19 protein-coding genes are annotated in these 20,552 nt (G+C 70.9%); 12 read left to right on the top strand and 7 right to left on the bottom strand.

Annotated features, from left to right (window positions below):
- The first annotated feature begins 186 nt into the window (after window positions 1–186).
- Entirely contained in the window at window positions 187–1,488 is a 1,302-nt protein-coding gene (locus tag ACWD4G_RS08150) for an MFS transporter (protein WP_451291405.1), read from the top strand.
- A 66-nt stretch (window positions 1,489–1,554) separates the two neighbouring features.
- On the opposite strand, the gene ACWD4G_RS08145 is transcribed toward ACWD4G_RS08150, so the two are convergent.
- Window positions 1,555–2,319, bottom strand: coding sequence for a hypothetical protein (locus ACWD4G_RS08145; protein ID WP_451291403.1), 765 nt, complete (start codon window positions 2,317–2,319; stop codon window positions 1,555–1,557).
- Window positions 2,320–2,465: 146 nt separating this feature from the next.
- On the bottom strand, window positions 2,466–4,343 hold the full coding sequence (locus tag ACWD4G_RS08140) for an FAD-dependent monooxygenase (RefSeq protein WP_451291401.1): 1,878 nt from the start codon (window positions 4,341–4,343) through the stop codon (window positions 2,466–2,468).
- A gap of 199 nt (window positions 4,344–4,542) precedes the next feature.
- On the opposite strand from ACWD4G_RS08140, the gene ACWD4G_RS08135 reads away from it, so the two are divergent.
- The 5 genes from ACWD4G_RS08135 (at window position 4,543) to ACWD4G_RS08115 (ending at window position 8,226) form a co-directional block, all read left to right on the top strand.
- Window positions 4,543–5,280 (top strand): TetR/AcrR family transcriptional regulator, encoded by a 738-nt coding sequence (locus ACWD4G_RS08135; protein ID WP_451291399.1) that lies wholly within the window; start codon window positions 4,543–4,545, stop codon window positions 5,278–5,280.
- Between the two features lie 468 nt (window positions 5,281–5,748).
- A complete protein-coding gene (locus tag ACWD4G_RS08130) occupies window positions 5,749–6,009 on the top strand; it encodes a hypothetical protein (protein WP_451291397.1) in 261 nt (86 codons plus the stop codon).
- A 33-nt stretch (window positions 6,010–6,042) separates the two neighbouring features.
- Window positions 6,043–6,507 (top strand): hypothetical protein, encoded by a 465-nt coding sequence (locus tag ACWD4G_RS08125; protein ID WP_451291395.1) that lies wholly within the window; start codon window positions 6,043–6,045, stop codon window positions 6,505–6,507.
- A gap of 66 nt (window positions 6,508–6,573) precedes the next feature.
- Window positions 6,574–7,458, top strand: a complete 885-nt coding sequence (locus ACWD4G_RS08120; protein WP_451291393.1) for a DNA-processing protein DprA — start codon at window positions 6,574–6,576, stop codon at window positions 7,456–7,458.
- A gap of 171 nt (window positions 7,459–7,629) precedes the next feature.
- Window positions 7,630–8,226 carry a hypothetical protein gene (locus tag ACWD4G_RS08115; protein WP_451291391.1) on the top strand — a complete coding sequence of 199 codons (597 nt, stop codon included), beginning with the start codon at window positions 7,630–7,632 and terminating at the stop codon, window positions 8,224–8,226.
- 11 nt (window positions 8,227–8,237) lie between these two features.
- On the opposite strand, the gene ACWD4G_RS08110 is transcribed toward ACWD4G_RS08115, so the two are convergent.
- From ACWD4G_RS08110 to ACWD4G_RS08095, 4 genes are all read right to left on the bottom strand, one after another.
- Complete coding sequence (locus ACWD4G_RS08110) at window positions 8,238–9,236, bottom strand: Acg family FMN-binding oxidoreductase (protein WP_451291390.1); 999 nt, start codon at window positions 9,234–9,236, stop codon at window positions 8,238–8,240.
- Between the two features lie 135 nt (window positions 9,237–9,371).
- Window positions 9,372–10,073, bottom strand: coding sequence for a response regulator (locus ACWD4G_RS08105; RefSeq protein WP_451291389.1), 702 nt, complete (start codon window positions 10,071–10,073; stop codon window positions 9,372–9,374).
- A 250-nt stretch (window positions 10,074–10,323) separates the two neighbouring features.
- Window positions 10,324–11,043 carry a CBS domain-containing protein gene (locus tag ACWD4G_RS08100; RefSeq protein WP_451291388.1) on the bottom strand — a complete coding sequence of 240 codons (720 nt, stop codon included), beginning with the start codon at window positions 11,041–11,043 and terminating at the stop codon, window positions 10,324–10,326.
- Between the two features lie 16 nt (window positions 11,044–11,059).
- Complete coding sequence (locus ACWD4G_RS08095) at window positions 11,060–11,353, bottom strand: cyclic nucleotide-binding domain-containing protein (RefSeq protein WP_451291386.1); 294 nt, start codon at window positions 11,351–11,353, stop codon at window positions 11,060–11,062.
- Between the two features lie 195 nt (window positions 11,354–11,548).
- Here ACWD4G_RS08095 and ACWD4G_RS08090 point away from each other — a divergent pair, with 195 nt between their 5' ends.
- Complete coding sequence (locus ACWD4G_RS08090; protein WP_451291384.1) at window positions 11,549–11,749, top strand: hypothetical protein; 201 nt, start codon at window positions 11,549–11,551, stop codon at window positions 11,747–11,749.
- A 56-nt stretch (window positions 11,750–11,805) separates the two neighbouring features.
- Here the strand turns inward: ACWD4G_RS08090 and ACWD4G_RS08085 are convergent, their stop codons facing one another.
- Complete coding sequence (locus ACWD4G_RS08085) at window positions 11,806–13,194, bottom strand: AlbA family DNA-binding domain-containing protein (protein ID WP_451291383.1); 1,389 nt, start codon at window positions 13,192–13,194, stop codon at window positions 11,806–11,808.
- A gap of 256 nt (window positions 13,195–13,450) precedes the next feature.
- On the opposite strand from ACWD4G_RS08085, the gene ACWD4G_RS08080 reads away from it, so the two are divergent.
- The 5 genes from ACWD4G_RS08080 (at window position 13,451) to pflB (ending at window position 20,548) form a co-directional block, all read left to right on the top strand.
- Window positions 13,451–14,935 (top strand): APC family permease, encoded by a 1,485-nt coding sequence (locus tag ACWD4G_RS08080; RefSeq protein ID WP_451291382.1) that lies wholly within the window; start codon window positions 13,451–13,453, stop codon window positions 14,933–14,935.
- A gap of 45 nt (window positions 14,936–14,980) precedes the next feature.
- Window positions 14,981–16,210, top strand: coding sequence for an arginine deiminase (locus ACWD4G_RS08075; protein ID WP_451291381.1), 1,230 nt, complete (start codon window positions 14,981–14,983; stop codon window positions 16,208–16,210).
- A gap of 21 nt (window positions 16,211–16,231) precedes the next feature.
- Window positions 16,232–17,242 carry an ornithine carbamoyltransferase gene (argF, locus tag ACWD4G_RS08070; RefSeq protein ID WP_451291380.1) on the top strand — a complete coding sequence of 337 codons (1,011 nt, stop codon included), beginning with the start codon at window positions 16,232–16,234 and terminating at the stop codon, window positions 17,240–17,242.
- Between the two features lie 3 nt (window positions 17,243–17,245).
- A complete protein-coding gene (locus ACWD4G_RS08065; protein ID WP_451291379.1) occupies window positions 17,246–18,169 on the top strand; it encodes a carbamate kinase in 924 nt (307 codons plus the stop codon).
- A gap of 120 nt (window positions 18,170–18,289) precedes the next feature.
- The gene (gene pflB, locus ACWD4G_RS08060; RefSeq protein ID WP_451291378.1) at window positions 18,290–20,548 is read left to right on the top strand and encodes a formate C-acetyltransferase; all 2,259 of its coding nucleotides are present in this window, start codon (window positions 18,290–18,292) and stop codon (window positions 20,546–20,548) included.
- Window positions 20,549–20,552 lie beyond the last annotated feature (4 nt).

The following is a 20,552-nucleotide window of genomic DNA, read 5'->3' as shown; positions in this document are numbered from 1 at the left end:
ATCGCCGTAGCGCCGTGCAGGAGGAAAGGAGAGGGCGGAGGGCCGACGGCGGTGTGGAGGGCCTTCGGCCGATGCCGATCTGTACAGTCCTCGGCCGCCTCCACTACGTTGACGACCGGAATCGGGCTCGTCGACGCGTTGGTGGCTGGGAGGCGCGTCTCCTCGACCTGCCCGACGGAGACATCAGTGTCGTACCGTTCCCTGCTGCGTATCGCGGGTGCCGGCTTCTTCCCCCTGGGGTTCCTCGCCCGCCTGCCCTACGCCACCTCGGCCCTCTCCACACTCATCCTGCTCCAGGCGTCGACCCACAGCTACGCCTTCGCCGGACTGGCCAGTGCGGCCCAGAGCGTCGCCACCGCCATCGGCGGCCCCCTGGTCGGGGCCCTGGCCGACCGCCACGGGCACCGACCGGTCGGAGCCGCCGCCGCGATCGCCAACCTCGCCGCCTGGGCCGCGTTGCTGGCCGCGAGCCACGGCCCCCGGGAAGGCATGTTCGCGGCGGCCGCTCTCGTGGGCCTGACCCAGCCTCAGGTCGCCCCTCTCGTCCGCGTGCGCTGGTCCCGCCTGCTGCGCTCGCACGACGAGCACCATCTGCTGTCCACGGCGCTGTCGTACGAGGCGTCCGCGGACGAGATGAGCTTCGTCGCCGGACCCGCGCTCGTCGGGCTGCTCGCAACGTTCAGCCCGCTCGCGCCCGCCGTGGTGACCATGTCCCTGATCGCGGCCTGCACCCTCCCCTTCGCCCTCCGCCACGCCGACCGCGCCACGCGGCGGCCTCCGACCGGGGAGCGCGGAAAGCCGCACCTCCCCCGTCTGCCGCGCCTGCCGCGTCGCCCCCTGGCCGTCATGGTCCTGGCGATGGCGGCGATGGGGGCGATCTTCGGCGCGGTCCAGACGGCGGTCACCGTGTACGCCGACGCGATCGGCGAACCCGGTGTCTCGGGGCTGCTGTACGCCGAGTTCGGCATCGGCAGCGCCCTGGCCGGCCTGGCCTGCGCCTGGCTGCCGCGCCGATTCACCCCGCGCCTGCGCTATGTCTCGTTCGCCACGGCACTCTTCGTGGGCATGCTGGTGCTCTTCGTCGGCGCCCGGACGGCCTCCCTCCCCGTCGCCATGGCACTGGCGAGCTTCACCATCGCTCCGTACATGATCAGCCTGTACGCGTTGACCGAACGGCTCGCCCCCGCCGAGCGGGCGGCGATCGCCATGACCGTCCTGTGCGCCGGCGGCCCCCTGGGGACGGCCGCCGGGCAGGCCGTGTCCGGCGGCCTCGCCGAAACCCACGGCGTCCACGGCGCCCTCCTGGTGGCCCTCGCCGTGGCAGCGGGCGCACTCCTGCTCGCGCTCGCGGCCTACCTCGCCGACCGGGGACGCAACATCTGGATCATCGACCGCGCCCCCGGTCCCATCACTCACGCCCGTCCCGCCGCCCGTGCCCGTACGGCGGAGGGCGGTCCTGAAGCGGACCGGCACCGGACCCCCTCTTGATCAGGTGCCGGGCGGGACGACATCACGTGCCGGGCGGGGCGACATCACGTGCCGGGCGGGGCGACATCACGTGCCGGGCGGGGCGACGCGGACGACCGGCACGCTGCGTTCCACGGTGTAGGCGTGGACGGCCGTCAGCACCGTCCGCTGGCCGGCCACGATTCCGGCGACCTGCTCGGACCCCAGCAGGTCGTCCATGGCGGCGCGGCTCCCGGCCCCGATGACGACGCTCGCGTGGTAGCGCCGGAAGACCGGGTTGTCGTGGCCGACACCGAGCGTGGGATGCACATACCGCGACCACGGCAGAAAGGTGTACGTCCGCAGATCCCGCGCACCGGCCTCCTGGAGCGCCGGGCCGATGCGGTCGTGGACGTATCGCCGGAAGGTACGGCCGCTCACTCCCCGGCGCCGACGCAGCAGCAGAACCGTGCGATGCCCCACGGCGTCGTCGTGACCGCCGGTCCACCAGCGGCCTCCGCCCGGACCGGTGGCCTGGCCGAGAACCCGTTCGAATGCGTTCTGCTCGTCCAGGTAGACCTCCCACATGCGCATTGGCATGCCGAGCGCGGCGACCGTGCTCCCGAACCGGACCTCGGCGACACCGTCGCAGCGCCAGCCCGGCGGGACCACCGTGCCCACCGTCGGGGACGACGGCCAGTAGCCGTGATCGGTGGGCGAGAAGTGCCGCTGCACGTACTCGGCCATGTTGGGCAGCCGCCCGGCGATCCGCGCGTGCGGCCCGGACCAGTACCCGAGGGCCGCCTCCCTCGGCAGATCCGCCCGCAACCAGACCGGGGACATGAAGGAGGTGGTCTTCACAGGTCGGCTCATCACTTCTCCTGACTCATTGCTTCTCCCACTTCCCCGGCACGACTGGCTTCCCCGGCAGGACGGGGCCCTTCCGGCAGGACTGGCGAGCGGTATGTCCCTGGCCCGACCGACCGGTGGACCGTTACGCGCCGCTCGCTGGACGCACCTCAGCGGCGGGCGCCCCGGAGGCGGTCGACGACGTACAGCGGGTCGGCGGGCGCGGTGTCTCCGCGCCAGGCGACGTGCTGGTCGGGTCGTACGAGGACCAGGTCCCGTTCGTAGAGAGCGCGGGCATGCGGGTCGCGCACGTCCACGACCGCCAGGGGGACGCCGCGTTCGGCGGCGGCGTCGACGAGCGCGCCGACGTCGAGGTCGGCGAAGCGCAGCAGGGTGAATCCATCGGGGCGGAAGAGGTCGAACAGGGCGCGGCCGTCCTCCAGCAGCACGCTGGGCGGCCGTGTGCCCGGCCAGGTGCTGGGCGTGTACTCGTCCATCCTCTGGCGGGGTGCCCGGGCGCCGGGCGCGGTATCGGGGCAGACGGTGGGTGAGGTGTCGTAGCGGTAGCCGAGTTCGATGCCGAGGGCCTCGTTCTCCAGGTTGCCCAGATCGTGGATCTCGCGGCCGACGCGCCGCCGGGTACGGGCGCCGAGCCAGTGTTCGCTGTGCAGTTCGGCCCGGTGGGCGGTCATGACGGCGGCCCGTACGAGGGCGTGCCGGGCGGCGGCGTGGCGGTTGCGCAGCGCCACGGCCCGGCGCTCGTGCTCGTAGGCGCGCAGGAGATCGGGGGTGCCCCAGCCCTGGAGGACCGCGGCGAGCGCCCAGCCCAGGCCGACGGCGTCGCCGACGCCGGTGTTCATGCCGTAGCCGCCGGTCGGGGTCACCTGGTGGACGGCGTCGCCCGCGAGCCAGACCCGCCCGCGGCCGAACGAGTCGGCGACGGTCAGCCGCGGTGTCCAGGCGTTGGCGACCAGCACGTCCAACTCGAAACGGCAGCCGAGGCGTTCGTACACGAACTCGCGCGGGTCGATGCGGTCGGCGTCGACGCCGATGCCCAGCGGCGCGTGGAGGGTGAAGGTGTCGCCGTCGTTCTGCGAGATCAGCGTCCAGCCCTCCGGCGACTGCAGGTGCCAGACGGCACCGAAGCGGCCCAGGACCGCCGTGTCCTCGGTGGTGAAGTGCACCAGCTGGAAACGGCCGTCCGCCGGGCGTTCCCGCCGCTCCCGGAAGGCACGGGCGAGGGCCGCCAGGGTGCGGGGCAGACCCAGCTCCTTGACGACCAGCCCGCGCAGGTCGATCTCGTCCAGACCGATCCCGAGCTGCCCGCGGGTGCGGCTGCTCGCGCCGTCGCACCCGACGAGATAACGGGCACGGACCGTACGGCGGCTCACACGGCCGTTCGATCCGCCGTACGAGCCGCCAGTCGTACTGCCGGTCGTACGACCGCTCGCACTGCGCCTCTTACTGCTCTTACTGCCCTTGCTGCTCTCACTGCCCTTACCGCCCTTACCGCCCTTACTGCCCTTGCTGCGGCTCGTGCCGTCGGCGGAGACCAGCTGGGCGGTGACGCCGTCGCCGTCCTCCTCGAAGCTCTCCAGTTCCCAGCCGTACCGCACCGTCACACGCGTCGCGCGATCCGCCAGCAGATCCCGCAGCGCCGGTTCGAGGACCACCTGGGAGACCCGCATCCAGGGCTCCAGGGGCTGGGTGCCGTCGTTGCGCTCGCGGGCCTGTCGGCGCGACTCGTCGACGCTGGGGTACTCGAAGGAGGCCAGCTCCCAGCCGACGGCGTTCGTCGCCCACATCACCTTCGTACGACGATCGGCGGGAACGGCGACCTTCCGCAGATCGTCGGCGACACCGAGGCGGCGGTACAGCTCCATGCTCCGGCCGTTGGTGACGTCCATCTTCGGATGCCGGGTGGTGGAGGCATTCCGCTCCACCACCAGGGTCTCCACCCCGTGCCGCTCCAACTCCATGGCCAAGGTCAGCCCGACCGGACCCGCACCGACCACGAGCACGGAGGTCTCCTCGTACTGGACAGCCATGGCTCAGCACCTCCCCTTCCCCACTCTTGACGAAAGCTTCACTTTCGAGACTGACATCAGTCAATAGAACTGACGAAACATTCAGATAACTCGGCCGGGACGGCTAGAGTGCGTCGCGAGGGAATGCGATAGGCGCAGGCGAAGGGAACGCGGTACGCGCGGACAAAGAGGTATGCGGTACGCGCGGGCGGAGGACGTAATGCCCGAGAAGACCGAGAGGACCGAGAGGACCGAGAAGGCCGAGAGGACCGAGAGGACCGCACCCCGACGCGCCGAACAGCGACGGGCTCGGACGCGCTCCTCCCTGGTGTGCGCGGCTCAGCGGTTGCTGGCCGAGGGCCGGACCGATGTGGCGGTCCTGGAGATCACCGAGCTGGCGGACGTCGGGGTCGGCACGTTCTACAACCACTTCGACACCAAGGAGGACCTCTACCGCACGGCGGTCGAAGAGGCGCTGGAGTGGTTCGGCGGCCTGATGGACCGGCTCACGACCGACATCGACGACCCGGCGATCGCGTACGCGCAGACCTTCCGCATGACCGGCCGCCTGCACCGCCGCTACCCGCAACTGAGCCTGGTCCTGCTACGGCACGGCCTCGACGCACTCCACTCCGACCGCGGCCTGGCCCCACGCGCCCGCCGCGACATCCGGACCGCGGCGGACGCCGGCCGGTTCGAGGTGGAAGACCTGGACGTCTCCGTGGCGATGACGGTCAGCGCCCAACTGGCCCTGGGCACACTGCTGCACACCCAGCCCGACCGCGACGACGCGAACTCCACGGACCTCGCCGCCCGCGCCCTGCTCCGCCACTTCGGCATACCCACCACCGAAGCCACACGAATCTGCTCACTGACCCTCCCCACCCAGGACAAAGCACCCCTGCGCGACGACGACTTGACCAAGGAACCCCCTGATCGCAGCCCCCTCATCGACTGAGACCTACCGCCCCCACCCCCGCCACCGCTACATTGACCGCGGTACAGATCCCCGCCTTCGTTCGCCTTCGTGAGGCTTGTAGAAAAGTCCGTCGCCGCAGGTCAGCGGGTGGCCGGGAGATCGCCGCGGAACGCACCCCCGCCGATTCGGGAACGCTCGGCCGATCGTTGCGGGTCGGGGCATACCCCTCTGGCCATGTCGGTGGCTGCCACAGCGTCAGCCGCGGGCACCTGGTGATTCGGGTCCCACTTCAGCGGTTCTCCCCTTGTTTTTTGCCTTCACCCCATTCCGCCTCAGCGGAGGCGTAGCTGTCCGTTCTGACGGACGCTCACGGCATGAAGAGCGCATTCCGAAGGAAATCGTCGCGCACCGTTTTGGCTGTGGTCGACCACCATGAACGTGTGCCGCTGTGCAGAGTTCGAGGCGAGTCTTGTTGGCGGCCTGTTGTGTCTCGGGTGATTCGTATCGGTGGTCGGCAGGTTCAACCAGCTGCCGGAGGGCGGTGGTCTTGACGAATCGATGCGTATCTTCGTCGTCCGTCGCAGCAGAATGCGGACGATCAGCCTTCGTGGCCGTCCCCACCCGGTCACGGATTCCTCTTATGTCTGGCATCCGTTGCCGGATGTCGAGGATGAGGATTTCGATGTGGTTCCACGCGAGCTTGGTCCATTTCTGCGTGGATATCTTGAGGGCTGGATTCCTGACGGCGTCATCACTCTCGTCAAATGAACACTCAGGCCCGCCGAATAGGGAGGATGCCCTGTGACCAGTGCTCAGCACCGGCGCCAGCCGTCGAGTCGTGGTTCACTGAGGCTGGAGATCCGGACGCTTCTGGCAGCCGCCGGCCTCCCCGAAGCGGACAACGACGATCGCTATCGCGCCCACGGTGTCCTGGTGACGGATCGCGGTGAGTCAGTTGGCGTGGAGTGGTTCGTCTCCCGCAGCCTCCGCCGCGCCGCCGCCGACGAACAGCTGCGGGGCTGGCCCATGGGCATGGCGGACCGCGCGCAGGAAGCCGCTCGACGTCACCTGCACGCCGCCCTGTTCGGCATCCTGACGGAAGGCGGTTACCTGGTGGAGGCTGATCCACCGGACACCCCGGGGGCTCTGTCCGTTCGGGCCGGCCGGGTTCCCACACCCGCGACCTTGGCTGCGGGCATCAGGCGGATCCTCGCTGACCTCCACGGCGTCGCGGATGCCTCGGAGGACTCCGGTCCATCGCCGTGAGTACTCCGCGAGGCCTGGCCTCCACGTTCCTCGTCCCGCCGGGGCGGCCATTCCTATGCTTGTCGCATGGACCAGGAGCTGGAGCGAGCCGCCCTCGTCTCACTCCTGCGGCGCGGTGATCGCCCGTGGCCTGAGCTCACTGATCAGGTCGAGACGGTGGGAAGCGCACGCGAGGTCCTGGACAACGCGCTCGACGCCTCGGGACAAGGCGCGCTCTTCGACACCGAGCCCGCCGTGGACCTGGAGTCCGTCGCCGCCGAGATCGCCGCCTGGGAACGCGAGGGCATGCGACTGGTGACCGTCCTGGACGAGGACTACCCGCTGTACCTGCGGCTCGTCCACCAGCGTCCGCCGTTCCTTTTCCTGCGTGGAGCCGCGGTCGAGGACGATCTGCGGGTCGCGGTCGTCGGTACCCGCACCCCCACCCCGGAGGGTGTCGCGCACGCGCGCGCGATCGCGGGCGGGCTCGCCGAGCGGGGTGTCACCGTGGTCAGCGGTCTGGCGGCCGGCATCGACACGGCCGCGCACGGTACTGCCCTGGCCGTCGGTGGTCGTACGGTCGCCGTCATCGGCACCGGACTGCGCCGCTCCTATCCCGCTCAGAACGCCCGTCTCCAGCAGGAGATCGCCGAGCGAGGGTTGCTCGTCTCGCAGTTCTGGCCGGACTCGCCGCCCTCGAAGGCGTCGTTCCCAATGCGCAACGCCGTCATGAGTGGCTACTGCCTGGCCACCGTCGTGGTCGAGGCCGCCTATCGCAGCGGGGCTCGTATGCAGGCGCGTCTCGCCTTGGAGCACGGCCGCCGGGTGTTCCTTATGCGTTCCCTCATGACCCACGAATGGGCTCGGGAGTACGCGGGCCGGCCCAACACCACTGTCATCGACGGTCCGGACGACGTCTTCCGCGAACTCGGCTCCCTGGTCCCCACCACGGGCGAGCTGACCTGGGCGTAACCGGCGGGCCCGGGTGACAACCGTCGTCGGGCTGTCCGCCCGCTACGCCAACTTCCTCGTCCACCCGTTGCTGCCCGGCCCGGGCGTCTGCCAGGTCTGCCGCGGCCCGGCGAAGGTCGGCTACCCCACCTGCTGGCAGTGCTACGAGGCCGGCAGATCCTCGATCCCAGCGTGGCCGACGCCGTGGTCCCGGTCAGTCTGGCCCTCAAGGGTGAGCAGTACGCCAACGAACTCTGGCGCTACAAGAACACCGCCGGTCCGCAGCAACAGTATTTCCGCATGGGCCTGGCCGCCGTCCTGTGGCGGTTCCTCACCCTGCACGAGGGCTGTGTCGCGGGCCACCGCGCCATCCCCGGCTTCGACATCGTCACCACCGTCCCCAGCACCAGCGGGCGCACGAACCACCCCCTGCGCACGATGGTCGCCGACATGATCGGCCCCACCCGCGAGCGCCACCGCGACCTCCTCGCCGCGGCACCGGACGCGAGCGCGCTCGGCCGTACCGCTTCTCCCACGCGTTACTCGGCCTCAGCTCTATGGGGAGAGAACGTCCTGCTCATCGACGACACATGGACCACCGGCCACCACGCGCAGTCCGCCGCCACAGCGTTGAAGGCCGCCGGAGCGGGCGGCGTGGCGGTCGTCGTCCTGGGGCGCCATCTCAACACCTCCTACGGCGAGACCGCGACGCACGTGCAGCAGGCGCGGCTGCGCCGCTTCTCCTGGGGTGCCTGCGCCCTGAAGCCCTGGGATCACGCGCAGCCGTGACCGCTGCCTCATCAACCGGATGTCAGGCCCTCGCGAACTCCGGCCCTTCGTGGCGTGGCCGGGCCTTCGGGGCCGTAGCCTAGGCGGAACGCCATCTGGGGGTGGCAGGTGCGTGGGCCGGTCGGGGGCATCAGTCGTTCGCGCAGGTCGGGCCATTCGAGGGCCTGGTGCAGGAGGGAGGCGCGGACGCCGTGGGCGGTGGCGGTCAGCAGGACCCGTTCGAGGGCCTGGCCCGCGCGAAGCCAGTCGGTGCGGCGGTCGTGCGCGGTGGTCAGTACGGCGATGGCGGGCCGCCTCTCGAAGGGGCGGGCGGGGAGTGTGTCCGGGTGGCGGTGGGCGCCGAAGTCCCGCATCGGGATGTGGTCCAGGAAGTCCTGGGGGCCCAGCACCTCGGGCGGCATGCCCAGGCCGGTACTGATACCGGCTCCGGTGTCCGGTCCGGTCAGCCAGCGGCGGCTCTCCGCGGCGCGGTCGGGATCGGTGGTGTTGCGGTGCTCGGCCTCCCGGGTGAGGCGTAGCACGGTGTCGGTCCGGGCCGGAGGGAGGTGGTGGAGCAGGGCGCCTTCCGTGTGGGCGGCCTCGGTGAGTTCGGTGAGGACGGGGGTGGGCAGGGGTCGTTCCGTGAAGGGGAGGCGGCTGCTGTGCCGGCGCCAGACGGCGTCGTACAGGGCGGGGTTGCCGGTGGTGGTCCGGGTGGTGTCGGCGGGACGGACCGTGGCGAGGAGGTCAGGTGCGTCGGGGCGCGGTAGCAGTCGGGTCACCGGTGTCCAGCCGAAGTGTTCGACCGCGATGCGCAGGTTGAGGACGGCGCAGCCGACGGACAGGTGCAGGGCCCGTCCGGTCGGGTCGGTGTGGCGCAGGCCGCGGTGTGTGGCGGCGCGGATCTCCAGGGTGAGCGTGTCCGGGTCGAGGTGGAAGCGCCAGGGCTGGGTGTTGTGGATCGACGGGGCGGCCACGGCCGCGGAGAGCAACGTCTCCAGGGTGGTGCCGTCGAGGACCGCGGTGCGCATCGGAGCCTCCTCGCCGCCCCGCGTCCATGGTGGGCGGCGGGGCATTCGGTGACCGGACCAGGGTGGCGTCCGGCGCGCGGCGCGGGGCAGGGGCCGTACGGCCCCACCGTGGCTCCGGACGGCCCTCGCCGCCGCTCACCGCCCGGGGTGTTCGCCGGTGTCCGGCTGCTCCAGCTGGGAGGCGAGGACCGCGGCCTGGACGCGGCGCTGGACGCCGAGCTTGGCGAGCAGGCGGGAGATGTGGTTCTTGACGGTCTTCTCTGAGAGGTAGAGCTTCTTGCCGATCTCACGGTTGGTGAGGCCGTCGCCGATCAGGGCGAGGATGTCCCGCTCACGGGGCGACAGGCTCGCCAGCTCGGGTGACAGGGCCGGTGTCTCGGCGGGGTCGGCGCGCAGCGAGCGCATCAGGCGGGCCGTGGTCGCGGGGTCCAGCATGGACTGGCCGGAGGCGACGGTACGGACGGCCGAGACCAGGTCGGTGCCCCTGATCTGTTTGAGGACGTAGCCGGAGGCTCCGGCCATGATCGCGTCGAGCAGGGCGTCCTCGTCGTCGAACGAGGTCAGCATCAGGCAGGCCAGCTCCGGCATCCGGCTGCGCAGTTCCCGGCAGACGGTGATGCCGTCGCCGTCCGGGAGCCGTACGTCGAGCACGGCGACGTCCGGACGCAGCGCCGGTGCACGGACGAGGGCGTGCTCGACGGTGTCCGCGTCGCCGATCACGGAGATGTCCGGTTCGGCGTCGAGGAGGTCGGTGATGCCGCGTCGTACGACCTCGTGGTCGTCGAGCAGGAACACCCGGATCGGGTTCTGCTCCGTGAAGGTGCGTGTCTCGGTCATGACGGCCCCTCGTCCCCGGTGGCGTACGGGCTGCGGGTCACCCGTGCCGACGATCATCGCTTGCCGGGGCCGGATGTACTAGGGCCGACCGGCCCTAGTGGGTTCGGGATGTGCCCCCTGTTGCCCGTACGGGCATGGACGTCGGGATGACCGGTGGCGGGAGCATGCTCACAGGTGAGGCAGTCGGCGGCGACATACGCCCGCGGGTACGACGTACTGGCTCCCCGTCTGACCGTGGCGCGCCAGTGGCTCACCGAGCATCCGACGCCGAATCCCTGACCTCCGTGGCCGTGTTTCCCGTCGGAGCCAACGAGCCGTCCGCCCCTTCCCGGCTCTCCAGTTCGAAGTCCACGTCCACCACCCCCTCGACGGCGCGCACCAGGCGGGCGGCCACGGGGACCAGGGAGGTGTCCCGGACCCGGCCGACCAGCTTCACCACGCCGTCGTGCACCTGGACGCGGACCGCCGATCCCGGTGGCGGGAAGAGGTAGGCGACGACCTCACGGCGGACCTCCTCGGCGAGGTCCTCGTCGTCGCGCAGGAAGACCTTGAGGAGGTCGGACCGGCTGACGATGCCCTCCAGCATGCCCAGTTCGTTGACCACCGGCAGCCGCTTGACCCTGGCCCGTGCCATGGTCCGGGCGGCTTCGGCGAGCGTCGCGCCGGGGCGGGTGGTGAGCGCCGGGGCGGTCATCAGCTCCTCCGCGCTCACGCCGCCGGCCTTCGCGAGGTCGGACAGGCGGCGCAGCTGGGTGTACCGGTCGGGGTCACTGTCGCGGAACTCCTCCTTGGGCAGCAGGTCGGCCTCGGAGACCAGGCCCACGACGCGGCCCTCACCCTCCAGGACGGGCAGGGCACTGACCTTCCAGTCCTGCATCATCCGCACGATCTCCTTGAAGGTCGCATTGCGGCCGACCGCGGTGACCGTGTGGGTCATGACGTCGCTGACGATGTGCGGGGTGCCGTGCATGATCGCTCCTCGCGGTTCAGACGGGGTTGCCGGCGCCGTAGGGGGCGTACATGTCCAGCAGCCGGGTCCGGGCGGAGCGGAGGCGGTGGGCGAGCACGTCGCCGACCCACTGGGCGATGGTGCTGCCCGGCACATGCATGTCGAGCTCGACCGTGCCGGTGCGGATGATCCAGAACCGGTCGGCCTTGCCGCCCTCCTCGAACAGCCGCGTCCCCTGGGGGACGGACACCTCACGGGCGAAGCGCATGAGCCGCTGCCGGTGCTCGGCGGGCAGGGCTCGCAGGATGCTGGGGGTGGGGGCGTTGATCACGGCGGGCCTCCCTGCGGGGTGTGGAACTGCCATGACCAGCGTGTGTCCGATGCCCAGCGGCAGACCATGGGCCACTCGGTCCTGCGGGCGGGCCGCTCGGCTCCTACGAGGAGACCTCCGGCACCCTGCGGTCACGCCGGGCCCGCTGTTCCCTGGAGGTGTGAGACGACCCGCCCGTCGGAGGGGGTGAGCACTGTGGGTACCTCACTGACACCCGACTTCTGGAAGCTGTTCGCGGTCCTTCTGGTGATCTCCGCGACAGCCACCTTCGTGGTGAGTGCCGTGCTGGACGCGCTCGTCGTTCGGCTGCAGCAGCGCCGGCGGCGGCATCCGGTGTCCGTCGGCCGGACAGCTACGGTAGCTCGCGGGCCCCGCCGGCCCGTGCTGCATCAATGAGGCCATGAACTGACGCGACCCTCTGTCTCCAGGGGGCCGCGTCACTCTGCGCCCGGTCAGCGGGGGCTGCGCTCGCGCACTGTGACGCCCACCTGCTCGGCCCACCGGTACAACTCTCCGGGGAAGTACGGGGTCCTCTGGTCCCTGATCACCGTGCCGTCGGAGGCCGTGTAGGGCGACTCCACCTGCCCGAATCGGCGTCCCACACGGGTGAGGAGCAGGTCGGCCGTCTCGATGAGCGCGGGTCCGGGTTCGACGAGATCCTCGACGAAAGTGCCGATCTCGGCGGTGGCACCCTCGGCCTGCCTGCTGCCGGAGGTCAGCGCGACGGACCGTACCCCGAACCCTGTTTCGCCCGGGTAGCGGGCCCAAGGACCTCGTACAGCGAGCCGCACCGTGCAGCCTCCGGTGGCTCCCGCGCGGTCGGCGGCGTGTCGGGCGAGCACGCCGAGCGCCGAGACGACCACCTCCGTCAGCTCTCCCGTGCCGATCCGGAGGGCTTCGCCCGGCTGGCCGCCCTGCTGGCCGCGAGGCAGTTCGGGAGACAGCGGATATTCGATCCCGGCGCTCCCGTCCTCACCGAAGACCGCGATCACCTGGCGGGTCGTACCCGAGCCGTGCCGGGCCACGAAACCGTCCGCGATCGGCTCCACTTCATCGAAGGTCGTGTGCCGCTCGTTCAGCAAGGTCATCTCCGCACGGACCTGCTGCCGGTACCCCTCGAAGGCCGCCCTGTCCCAGGGCAGCGAGCCCGGCATGTGCGGTACCAGCGTGATGGACAGCGGTACCTTGACCGCCCCCTCCCGCGCCACGGGCGCCGTACCGAAGGACTGCTGCTCGGCGATGGCCTCCAGCACCTGACCGTGCCGTCGTTCTCGCTGCGCACGGCGTGTCTGCCTGTCCAGCAGGGCGGTCTCCACCTCGGCCGGGCTCATGAACCGGACCCGTGAGCCGGACCGTACGGGAAACCGCAGGCACCCGTCCTTTGGGTCGTTCAGGCCGAGAACCGCGTGCGGTGCACCGGGGCTGGGCGCCACCATGACCAGGGCGAATCCCTGAGGGACCGCACCAGGCGCGGAGCCGGTCTCCGCGGCGAAGTGGATGTCGACGTCGACGATCGGCGCTGTCCGGGAGGCCAGCGTCTCGCTGTAGCTGCGCCGCAGCGCGTCGGTGAGGGGGATGGCCGCGTCGTGGACGGGGACCGAGGTCCTGCGGTCGTCCTGGAGGCCGAGGATGAGCACACCACCGGTCGAGTTCGCGAACGCGGCGATGTCCTTGGCGAGTTCGCCGCCTCCCTCTGTGCCGTTGGCGTGGGGTTCGAGCTTGTGGTCGAGGTCCTGGTCCTCCGCGGCTCTGGGGTTGTTCAGCAGCCGTCGGACGTCATCGGCTGTGGCTTGCGCGGGGTCGGTGGCCAGGAGTGTGGCCAGCCGACGGTAGTACGACATATCCGCACGATAGTCCTCATGGGTCTCCTGCGGCTCACCGGTTTTCGCCGGTGCTTCGTCTGCGGACAGCAACGACACGGTAGTTGAGGCTTCCCGGGCCGATCGGCCCGTCGGCCCCAGGACCAACGGGCCCCCTGTGGGACTTGTGGCCGCTGCCCCCGTCCGTCGCCGCGCAGCAGGATCGTCCGCGGATCGACGCCCCAGGCAACCCGCGTGGGGCACCCCACCCCACGCGACCCGCGCAAGGAGCACAGCCATGCCCAGCACGCCCAGGAGCGGGGAGCCCGCGAAGCCCGCGTTGGCTCTCGGGCTTCCCGCCGCGTCCGCGCTCGTCATCGGCAGCATCGTCGGCACCGGGGTCTTCGCCCTGCCCTCCGCGCTCGCCCCGTACGGACCCATCTCCCTCGTGGCGTTCGTCGTCGTGACCCTGGGGGCGCTCGCGCTGGCGCTGACCTTCGGCGCGCTGTCGAAGCGGGTGCCGGCGAGCGGCGGGCCCTATGTCTACGCCCGTGAGGCCTTCGGGGAGTTCGCCGGGTTCCTCAACGCCTGGTCGTACTGGATCACGGCCTGGGCCGGGAACGCGGCGATCGTGGTCGCCTGGGTGGGCTATGTCGAGGTCTTCGTCAACACCGGTCACAAGACCGCGCTTTCGGTGCTCATCGCGCTGATCGGGCTGTGGATACCGGCGGCGATCAACCTCACCGGGGCACGCAACACCGGCGCCTTCCAGGTGGTCACCACGGTGCTGAAGTTCGTGCCGCTGGTGTTCATGGCCACCGTCGGGCTGCTGTTCATCGACCCGGACAACTTCGGCGAGTTCAACGCCAGCGGGCAGTCGGCGCTCGGCGCGATCTCGGCTGCGGCGGCCATCGCCCTCTTCAGCTACCTCGGCCTCGAAGCAGCCTCCGTGGTCGCCGGACGGGTACGCGAGCCCGGACGCAACGTCCCTCGTGCCACCGTCTACGGCACCCTGGTCTGCGCCGTCATCTACATCCTGGGCACCCTCGCCGTCTTCGGCACCGTCTCGCACGGCGCCCTCGGCGAGTCCAGCGCGCCCTTCACCGACGCCGCGAACAACATCTTCGGCGGCACCTGGGCCGGTGACGCGGTCGCCGTCGCCGCGATCGTCTCCGGCATCGGCGCGCTCAACGGCTGGACCATGCTGTGCGCCGAGATGCCGTACGCCGCCGCCCGCGACGGACTCTTCCCCGCGGCCTTCGCCCGGCTGCGCGGCGAGAACGGTGTGCCGGCCTTCGGGATCGTCGCGTCGACCGTGCTGGCCTCGCTGATCACCGTGTTCAGCTACACCCGCTTCGACGATGTCTTCACGAAGATCGTGCTGTTGAGTGTGCTGACCGCCGTGGTCCCGTACCTGTTCTCGGCCGCCGCGCAGCTGTACTGGCTGCTGGTGCGCGGACGGGAGGAGCTCAGCCCGCGCCGCCTGGCCCGGGATGTCAGCGTCGCCGCGCTCGCGCTCGTCTTCTCCTACTGGTCGATCCAGGGCAGCGGTTACCAGACCGTCTACTACGGGCTGTTCGTGCTGTTGCTGGGCGTGCCGGTCTATGTCTGGCTGAAACGGGGCCAGGGCACCTACGGCGAGTCGGGCACGCCGGTCACGAGTCCGCCTGGGGAGCCTCGGGCCCCGGAGACGCCTCCGCCCGCGCCCCGGCTCTCGCGCGGACTGCGCGCCCGCCGCGTCGGTGGCCGCCGCAAGCGTGACGACCTCCCGCAGCACGACTGACGTCCTCCGCCCGCCCCGCCCGCCCCTCCGTCAGAAGGCATCGCCATGCACACCTTCCACGTCGACTCCGAGGTCGGCCCCCTGCGCCAGGTCGTCCTGCACCGCCCCGGCCTCGAACTCTCCCGCCTCACCCCGCGCAACGTCGACGCGCTCCTGTTCGACGACATCCTGTGGGCCAAGCGCGCCCGCGAGGAGCACGACGCGTTCGCCCAGGTCCTGCGCGACCACGGCGCCCGCGTCCACTACTTCGCCGACCTGCTGGCCCAGACCCTCGACACCCCCGGAGCCCGTGCCTGGCTGCTGGAGCGGGTCGTCACCCCCTCCACCGTCGGTCCGGCGCTGATCGAGCCGGTCCGCGAACTGTGCGCCGAACTCGACGGGGAGACCCTCGCCGGGTATCTGATCGGCGGAATCCTCAAGAGCGACCTGCCGCTCGCCACCCCGCACAGCCTGGTCTGGAACGCGCTCGGCGCGGACGACTTCGCGCTCACCCCGCTGCCCAACCACCTCTTTCCGCGCGACAACTCCTGCTGGATCTACGGCAGTCTGTCGGTCAACCCGATGGCCAAGCCCGCCCGCCGCCGCGAGAGCCTGCACGCCGAGGCCATCTACCGGTTCCACCCGATGTTCGCCGACACCGGTGCGGGCACGTACACCGGCACCCCGCTCATGGACCCCGTACCGGGCACCCTGGAAGGCGGCGACGTGCACGTCCTCGGCAACGGGGCCGTCATGGTCGGCATGGGCGAGCGCACCACCGCACAGGCCGTGGAGAACCTGGCCGCCCGGCTCTTCGCCGACGGCACCGCGAACCGTCTGATCGCCGTCCAGCTCCCGGCCGCCCGTGCCTACATGCACCTCGACACCGTGCTGACCATGGTCGACCGCGACGCCTTCACCATCTATCCGGGCCTCGCCGACTCCCTGCGCTCATGGACCCTGCGGCCCAGCGACACCCACGACACCGGCTTCGACGTCACCCCCGACTCCGACCTCGCGACCTCGCTCGCCGAGGCCCTCGACCTCGACAAGGTACGGATGCTGTCCGCGCCGCAGGACATCCGGGGCGCCGAGCGCGAGCAGTGGGACGACGGCAGCAACTTCCTCGCCGTCGCCCCCGGCGTGGTCGTGGGCTACGAACGCAACGTCACCACCAACACCTACCTGCGCAAGCAGGGCATCGAGATCGTCACCGTCGCCGGTGCCGAACTCGGGCGGGGCCGGGGCGGCCCGCGCTGTATGAGCTGCCCGATCGAACGCGACCCGGCCAACTGACCCAGCAAGGGGAGCATCACCATGACCGTCGACCTGCGAGGCCGCTCCTACCTGAGCGAACTCGACTTCACCGCCCGCGAGATCCACCACCTCCTCGGCCTCGCCGCCGAACTGAAGGCCGCCAAGCGCGCCGGCACCGAGCGGCCCCGGCTGACCGGCCGCAACCTCGCCCTGATCTTCGAGAAGACCTCGACCCGCACCCGCTGCGCCTTCGAGGTCGCCGCCGCGGACCAGGGCGCCCGCACCACCTACCTCGGCCCCGGCGACACCCATATCGGCGCCAAGGAGTCCGTCGCCGACACCGCCCGCGTCCTCGGCCGCATGTTCGACGCCATCGAGTACCGGGGCTCCGACCAGGCCCTCGTCACCGAACTCGCCGCCCACGCGGGTGTCCCGGTCTGCAACGGGCTCACCGACACCGCCCACCCCACACAGAGCCTGTGCGACGTCCTGACCATGCGTGAGCACAACGCCAAGCCGCTGCCGGACGTCGCCTACTGCTACCTCGGTGACGCCCGCAACAACATGGGCAACTCGCTGCTGTCCATGGGCGCCCTGCTCGGCATGGACGTACGGATCGCCGCGCCCAGGGAACTGTGGCTGGCGGCCGAACTGGTCGCCGCCTGCCGGGTGTTGAGCGAGGACAGCGGAGCCCGCCTCACTCTCACCGAGGACGTCGAGACCGCCGTACGAGGGGCCGACTTCCTGCACACCGACGTATGGGTGTCCATGGGCGAGCCCGCCGACACCTGGCGGGAGCGCATCGAACTCCTGCTGCCCTACCAGGTCAACGACAAGACCCTCGCGGCCACCGGAAACCCGGACGTCAGGTTCATGCACTGCCTGCCCGCCCTGCACGACCGCCGCACCCGCCTCGGCGAGAACCTCTTCGACACCTACGGCCTGGACGGCCTGGAGGTCACCGACGAGGTGTTCGCCTCCCCGGCGTCGATCGTCTTCGACCAGGCCGAGAACCGGCTGCACACCATCAAGGCCGTACTCGTCGCGACCCTGACCGACCCGGAGGCCTGAGCCATGCGCATCGTCGTAGCCCTCGGCGGCAACGCCCTGCTCCACCGCGGCGAACGCCCCGACGCCGCCGTACAGACGGCCAACATCGAGCGCGTCGCCACAGCGCTCGCCGCCCTCGCCCACGACCACGAACTCGTCGTCACCCACGGCAACGGCCCCCAGGTAGGCCTGCTCGCCATGGAGAGCGCCGCCGACCGCGCCCTCACCGCCCCATATCCGCTGGACCTGCTCGGCGCCCAGACCGAAGGCATGATCGGCTCCCTGCTGGCCCGCACCCTGCACAACGTCCTGCCCGGCCACCGCATCGCCGCCCTGGTCACCCACACCGTCGTCCGCGCCGACGATCCCGCCTTCGACCGGCCCACCAAGTTCGTCGGCCAGGTGTACCCCCGGCAGTCGGCGGAGCTCCTGGCCCGCAGGTACGGGTGGCACATCGCCAGGGACGGGGCGGACTGGCGCCGCGTCGTCCCCTCGCCGACACCGGAACGGATCGTGGAGACGGACACCATCCACGAACTCCTGACCGGCGGCACCCTCGTCGTCTGCGCCGGCGGCGGAGGCGTCCCCGTCACCGCCGACCGCGACACCGGCGCGCTGACCGGGGTGGAGGCGGTCGTCGACAAGGACCTCACCGCCGCCCTGCTCGCCGAGGACCTCAAGGCCGACTTCCTGCTCATCCTCACCGACGTCCCGAACGTCTACGAGGGCTACGGCACCCCGCACCAGCGGCCCGTCCTCGACGCCACCCCCGCCCAGCTGCGCGGCGGCGGCTTCCCGGCCGGCTCGATGGGGCCGAAGGCCGAAGCCGCTGCCCGGTTCGTCGAACGCACCGGTGGGCTGGCGGCGATCGGGGCCTTGGACGCGGCGTACGAGATCGTCCACGGCCGGTCAGGCACGCTCGTCCGCCGGGATCTCACCGCCGCCTGAGGCCGTACGGCGGGCAGGGCAGGGCCGTACGGCCCTGCCCCGGGCCCTGGTCGGCTCTGCCCACGGCAACCACCGACCACCAGGATCGGAAGCGGACCACGAGCGCGGGAGGAAACGGCGATGACCATCACCGTGACAACGGAGAACCGGACGGCCGACGCCTGGCGGGACTTCGCGGGCGCCGGCTGGCGCGAGCGCGTCGACGTGCGCGACTTCATCCAGGCCAACTACACGCCGTACGAAGGCGACGCGGCCTTCCTGACGGGCCCCACCGACCGCACCCGCGCCGTCTGGGAGAAGGTCAGCGGCCTGTTCCCGGAGGAGCGGCGCCGCGGTGTCTTCGACGTGGACGCCGCCACCCCCTCCACGATCACCTCGCACGGCCCCGGCTGGATCGACCGCGAGCGGGAGCTGATCGTCGGCCTCCAGACCGACGCCCCGCTCAAGCGCGCGATCATGCCGAACGGCGGACTGCGGATGGTCGAGAACGGTCTGAAGGCGTACGGCTACGAGCCCGACTCGTTCGTCACCCGGGTCTTCGGCACCTACCGCAAGACCCACAACGACGGTGTCTTCGACGCCTACACCCCCGAGATGCGTGCCGCCCGCAAGGCCGGCATCATCACCGGGCTGCCCGACGCCTACGGCCGTGGCCGGATCATCGGCGACTACCGGCGGGTCGCGCTGTACGGCACGGATCGGCTGATCGCGGCCAAGAAGGCCGAGCGCGCTCTGCTGGACGCCCGCCCCTCCACCGCCGACGTCATCCGCGACCGCGAGGAACTCGCCGAGCAGATACGGGCGTTGGGCGAACTTGCCGAGATGGCGGCCACCTACGGCTGTGACGTCACCCGGCCAGCCGCCACCGCGCACGAGGCCGTGCAGTGGCTCTACCTCGGTTACCTGGCCGCGGTGAAGGAGCAGAACGGCGCCGCGATGTCCCTGGGTCGCACCTCCACGTTCCTCGACGTGTACCTCCAGCGGGACCTGGACGAGGGGGCCATTGACGAGTCCCGTGCCCAGGAGCTGATCGACGACTTCGTGATCAAGCTGCGGATCGTACGGTTCCTGCGCACCCCCGAGTACGACGCCCTGTTCTCCGGCGACCCTACCTGGGTGACCGAGTCCATCGGCGGCATCGGCGAGGACGGCCGCACCCTGGTCACCCGCACCTCCTTCCGCTTCCTCCAGACTCTCTACAACCTCGGCCCGGCACCGGAGCCGAACCTGACCGTGCTGTGGTCGCCCCGACTCCCCGCCGGATTCAAGGAGTTCTGCGCCCGGGTCTCCATCGACACCAGCGCCGTCCAGTACGAGAACGACGAGCTGACCCGCCCGTGCACCGGCGACGACACCGCGATCGCCTGCTGTGTGTCGGCGATGGCGGTAGGAAAGCAGATGCAGTTCTTCGGCGCCCGGGTCAACCTCGCCAAGGCCCTGCTGTACGCCGTCAACGGCGGCCGGGACGAGATGACCGGCGAGCAGATCTCGCCCGCGACGCCCCCGCTGACCGGCGAGTACCTGGACTACGACGAGCTGTCGGCGGCGTACGACCGGGTCCTGGACTGGCTGGCGAAGACGTACGTCGACGCGCTCAACGTCATCCACTACATGCACGACAAGTACGCCTACGAGCGCGTCGAGATGGCCCTGCACGACCACCCCGTGCACCGTTTCATGGCCTGTGGCATCGCCGGGCTGTCCGTCGCGGCCGACAGCCTGTCCGCCGTGAAGTACGCGCGCGTGAAGGTGTTCCGGGACGCCACCGGGCTCGCCGTCGACTTCCGCACCGAGGGCGAGTTCCCGGCGTACGGCAACAACGACGACCGCGCCGACTCCATCGCCGTAGGACTCGTGGAATCCTTCATGGTCAAGGTGCGCCGGCACCCCACCTACCGGGACGCCGAGCACACCCAGTCCGTGCTCACCATCACCTCGAACGTCGTCTACGGCCACCACACCGGCAACACCCCCGACGGCCGCCCTGCCGGAGCGCCCTTCGCGCCGGGCGCCAACCCGATGAACGGCCGCGACCGGCACGGGGTCGCCGCCTCCGCGCTGTCGGTGGCCAAGCTGCCGTACGAACAGGCCCGCGACGGCATCTCACTGACGACGACCGTCACACCCGAGGGGCTGGGCCACAACCCCGACGAGCGGGCCGGGCACCTGGTGGGCATCCTGGACGCCTACACGGCCTCCGGCGGCTTCCACATGAACGTGAACGTCCTCGACCGGGCCACGCTGGAGGACGCGATGCGGCGCCCGGAGAAGTACCCGGACCTGACCATCCGCGTCTCCGGGTACGCGGTCAACTTCGTCCGGCTGACGCGGGAGCAGCAGCTCGACGTGATCAGCCGGACCTTCCACGGATCGCTGTGAGTGC

Source organism: Streptomyces sp. NPDC002643, from assembly GCF_053592555.1.
The sequence above is the reverse complement of the archived record's forward strand: the minus strand, read 5'-3'. Positions and strand labels throughout refer to the sequence as shown.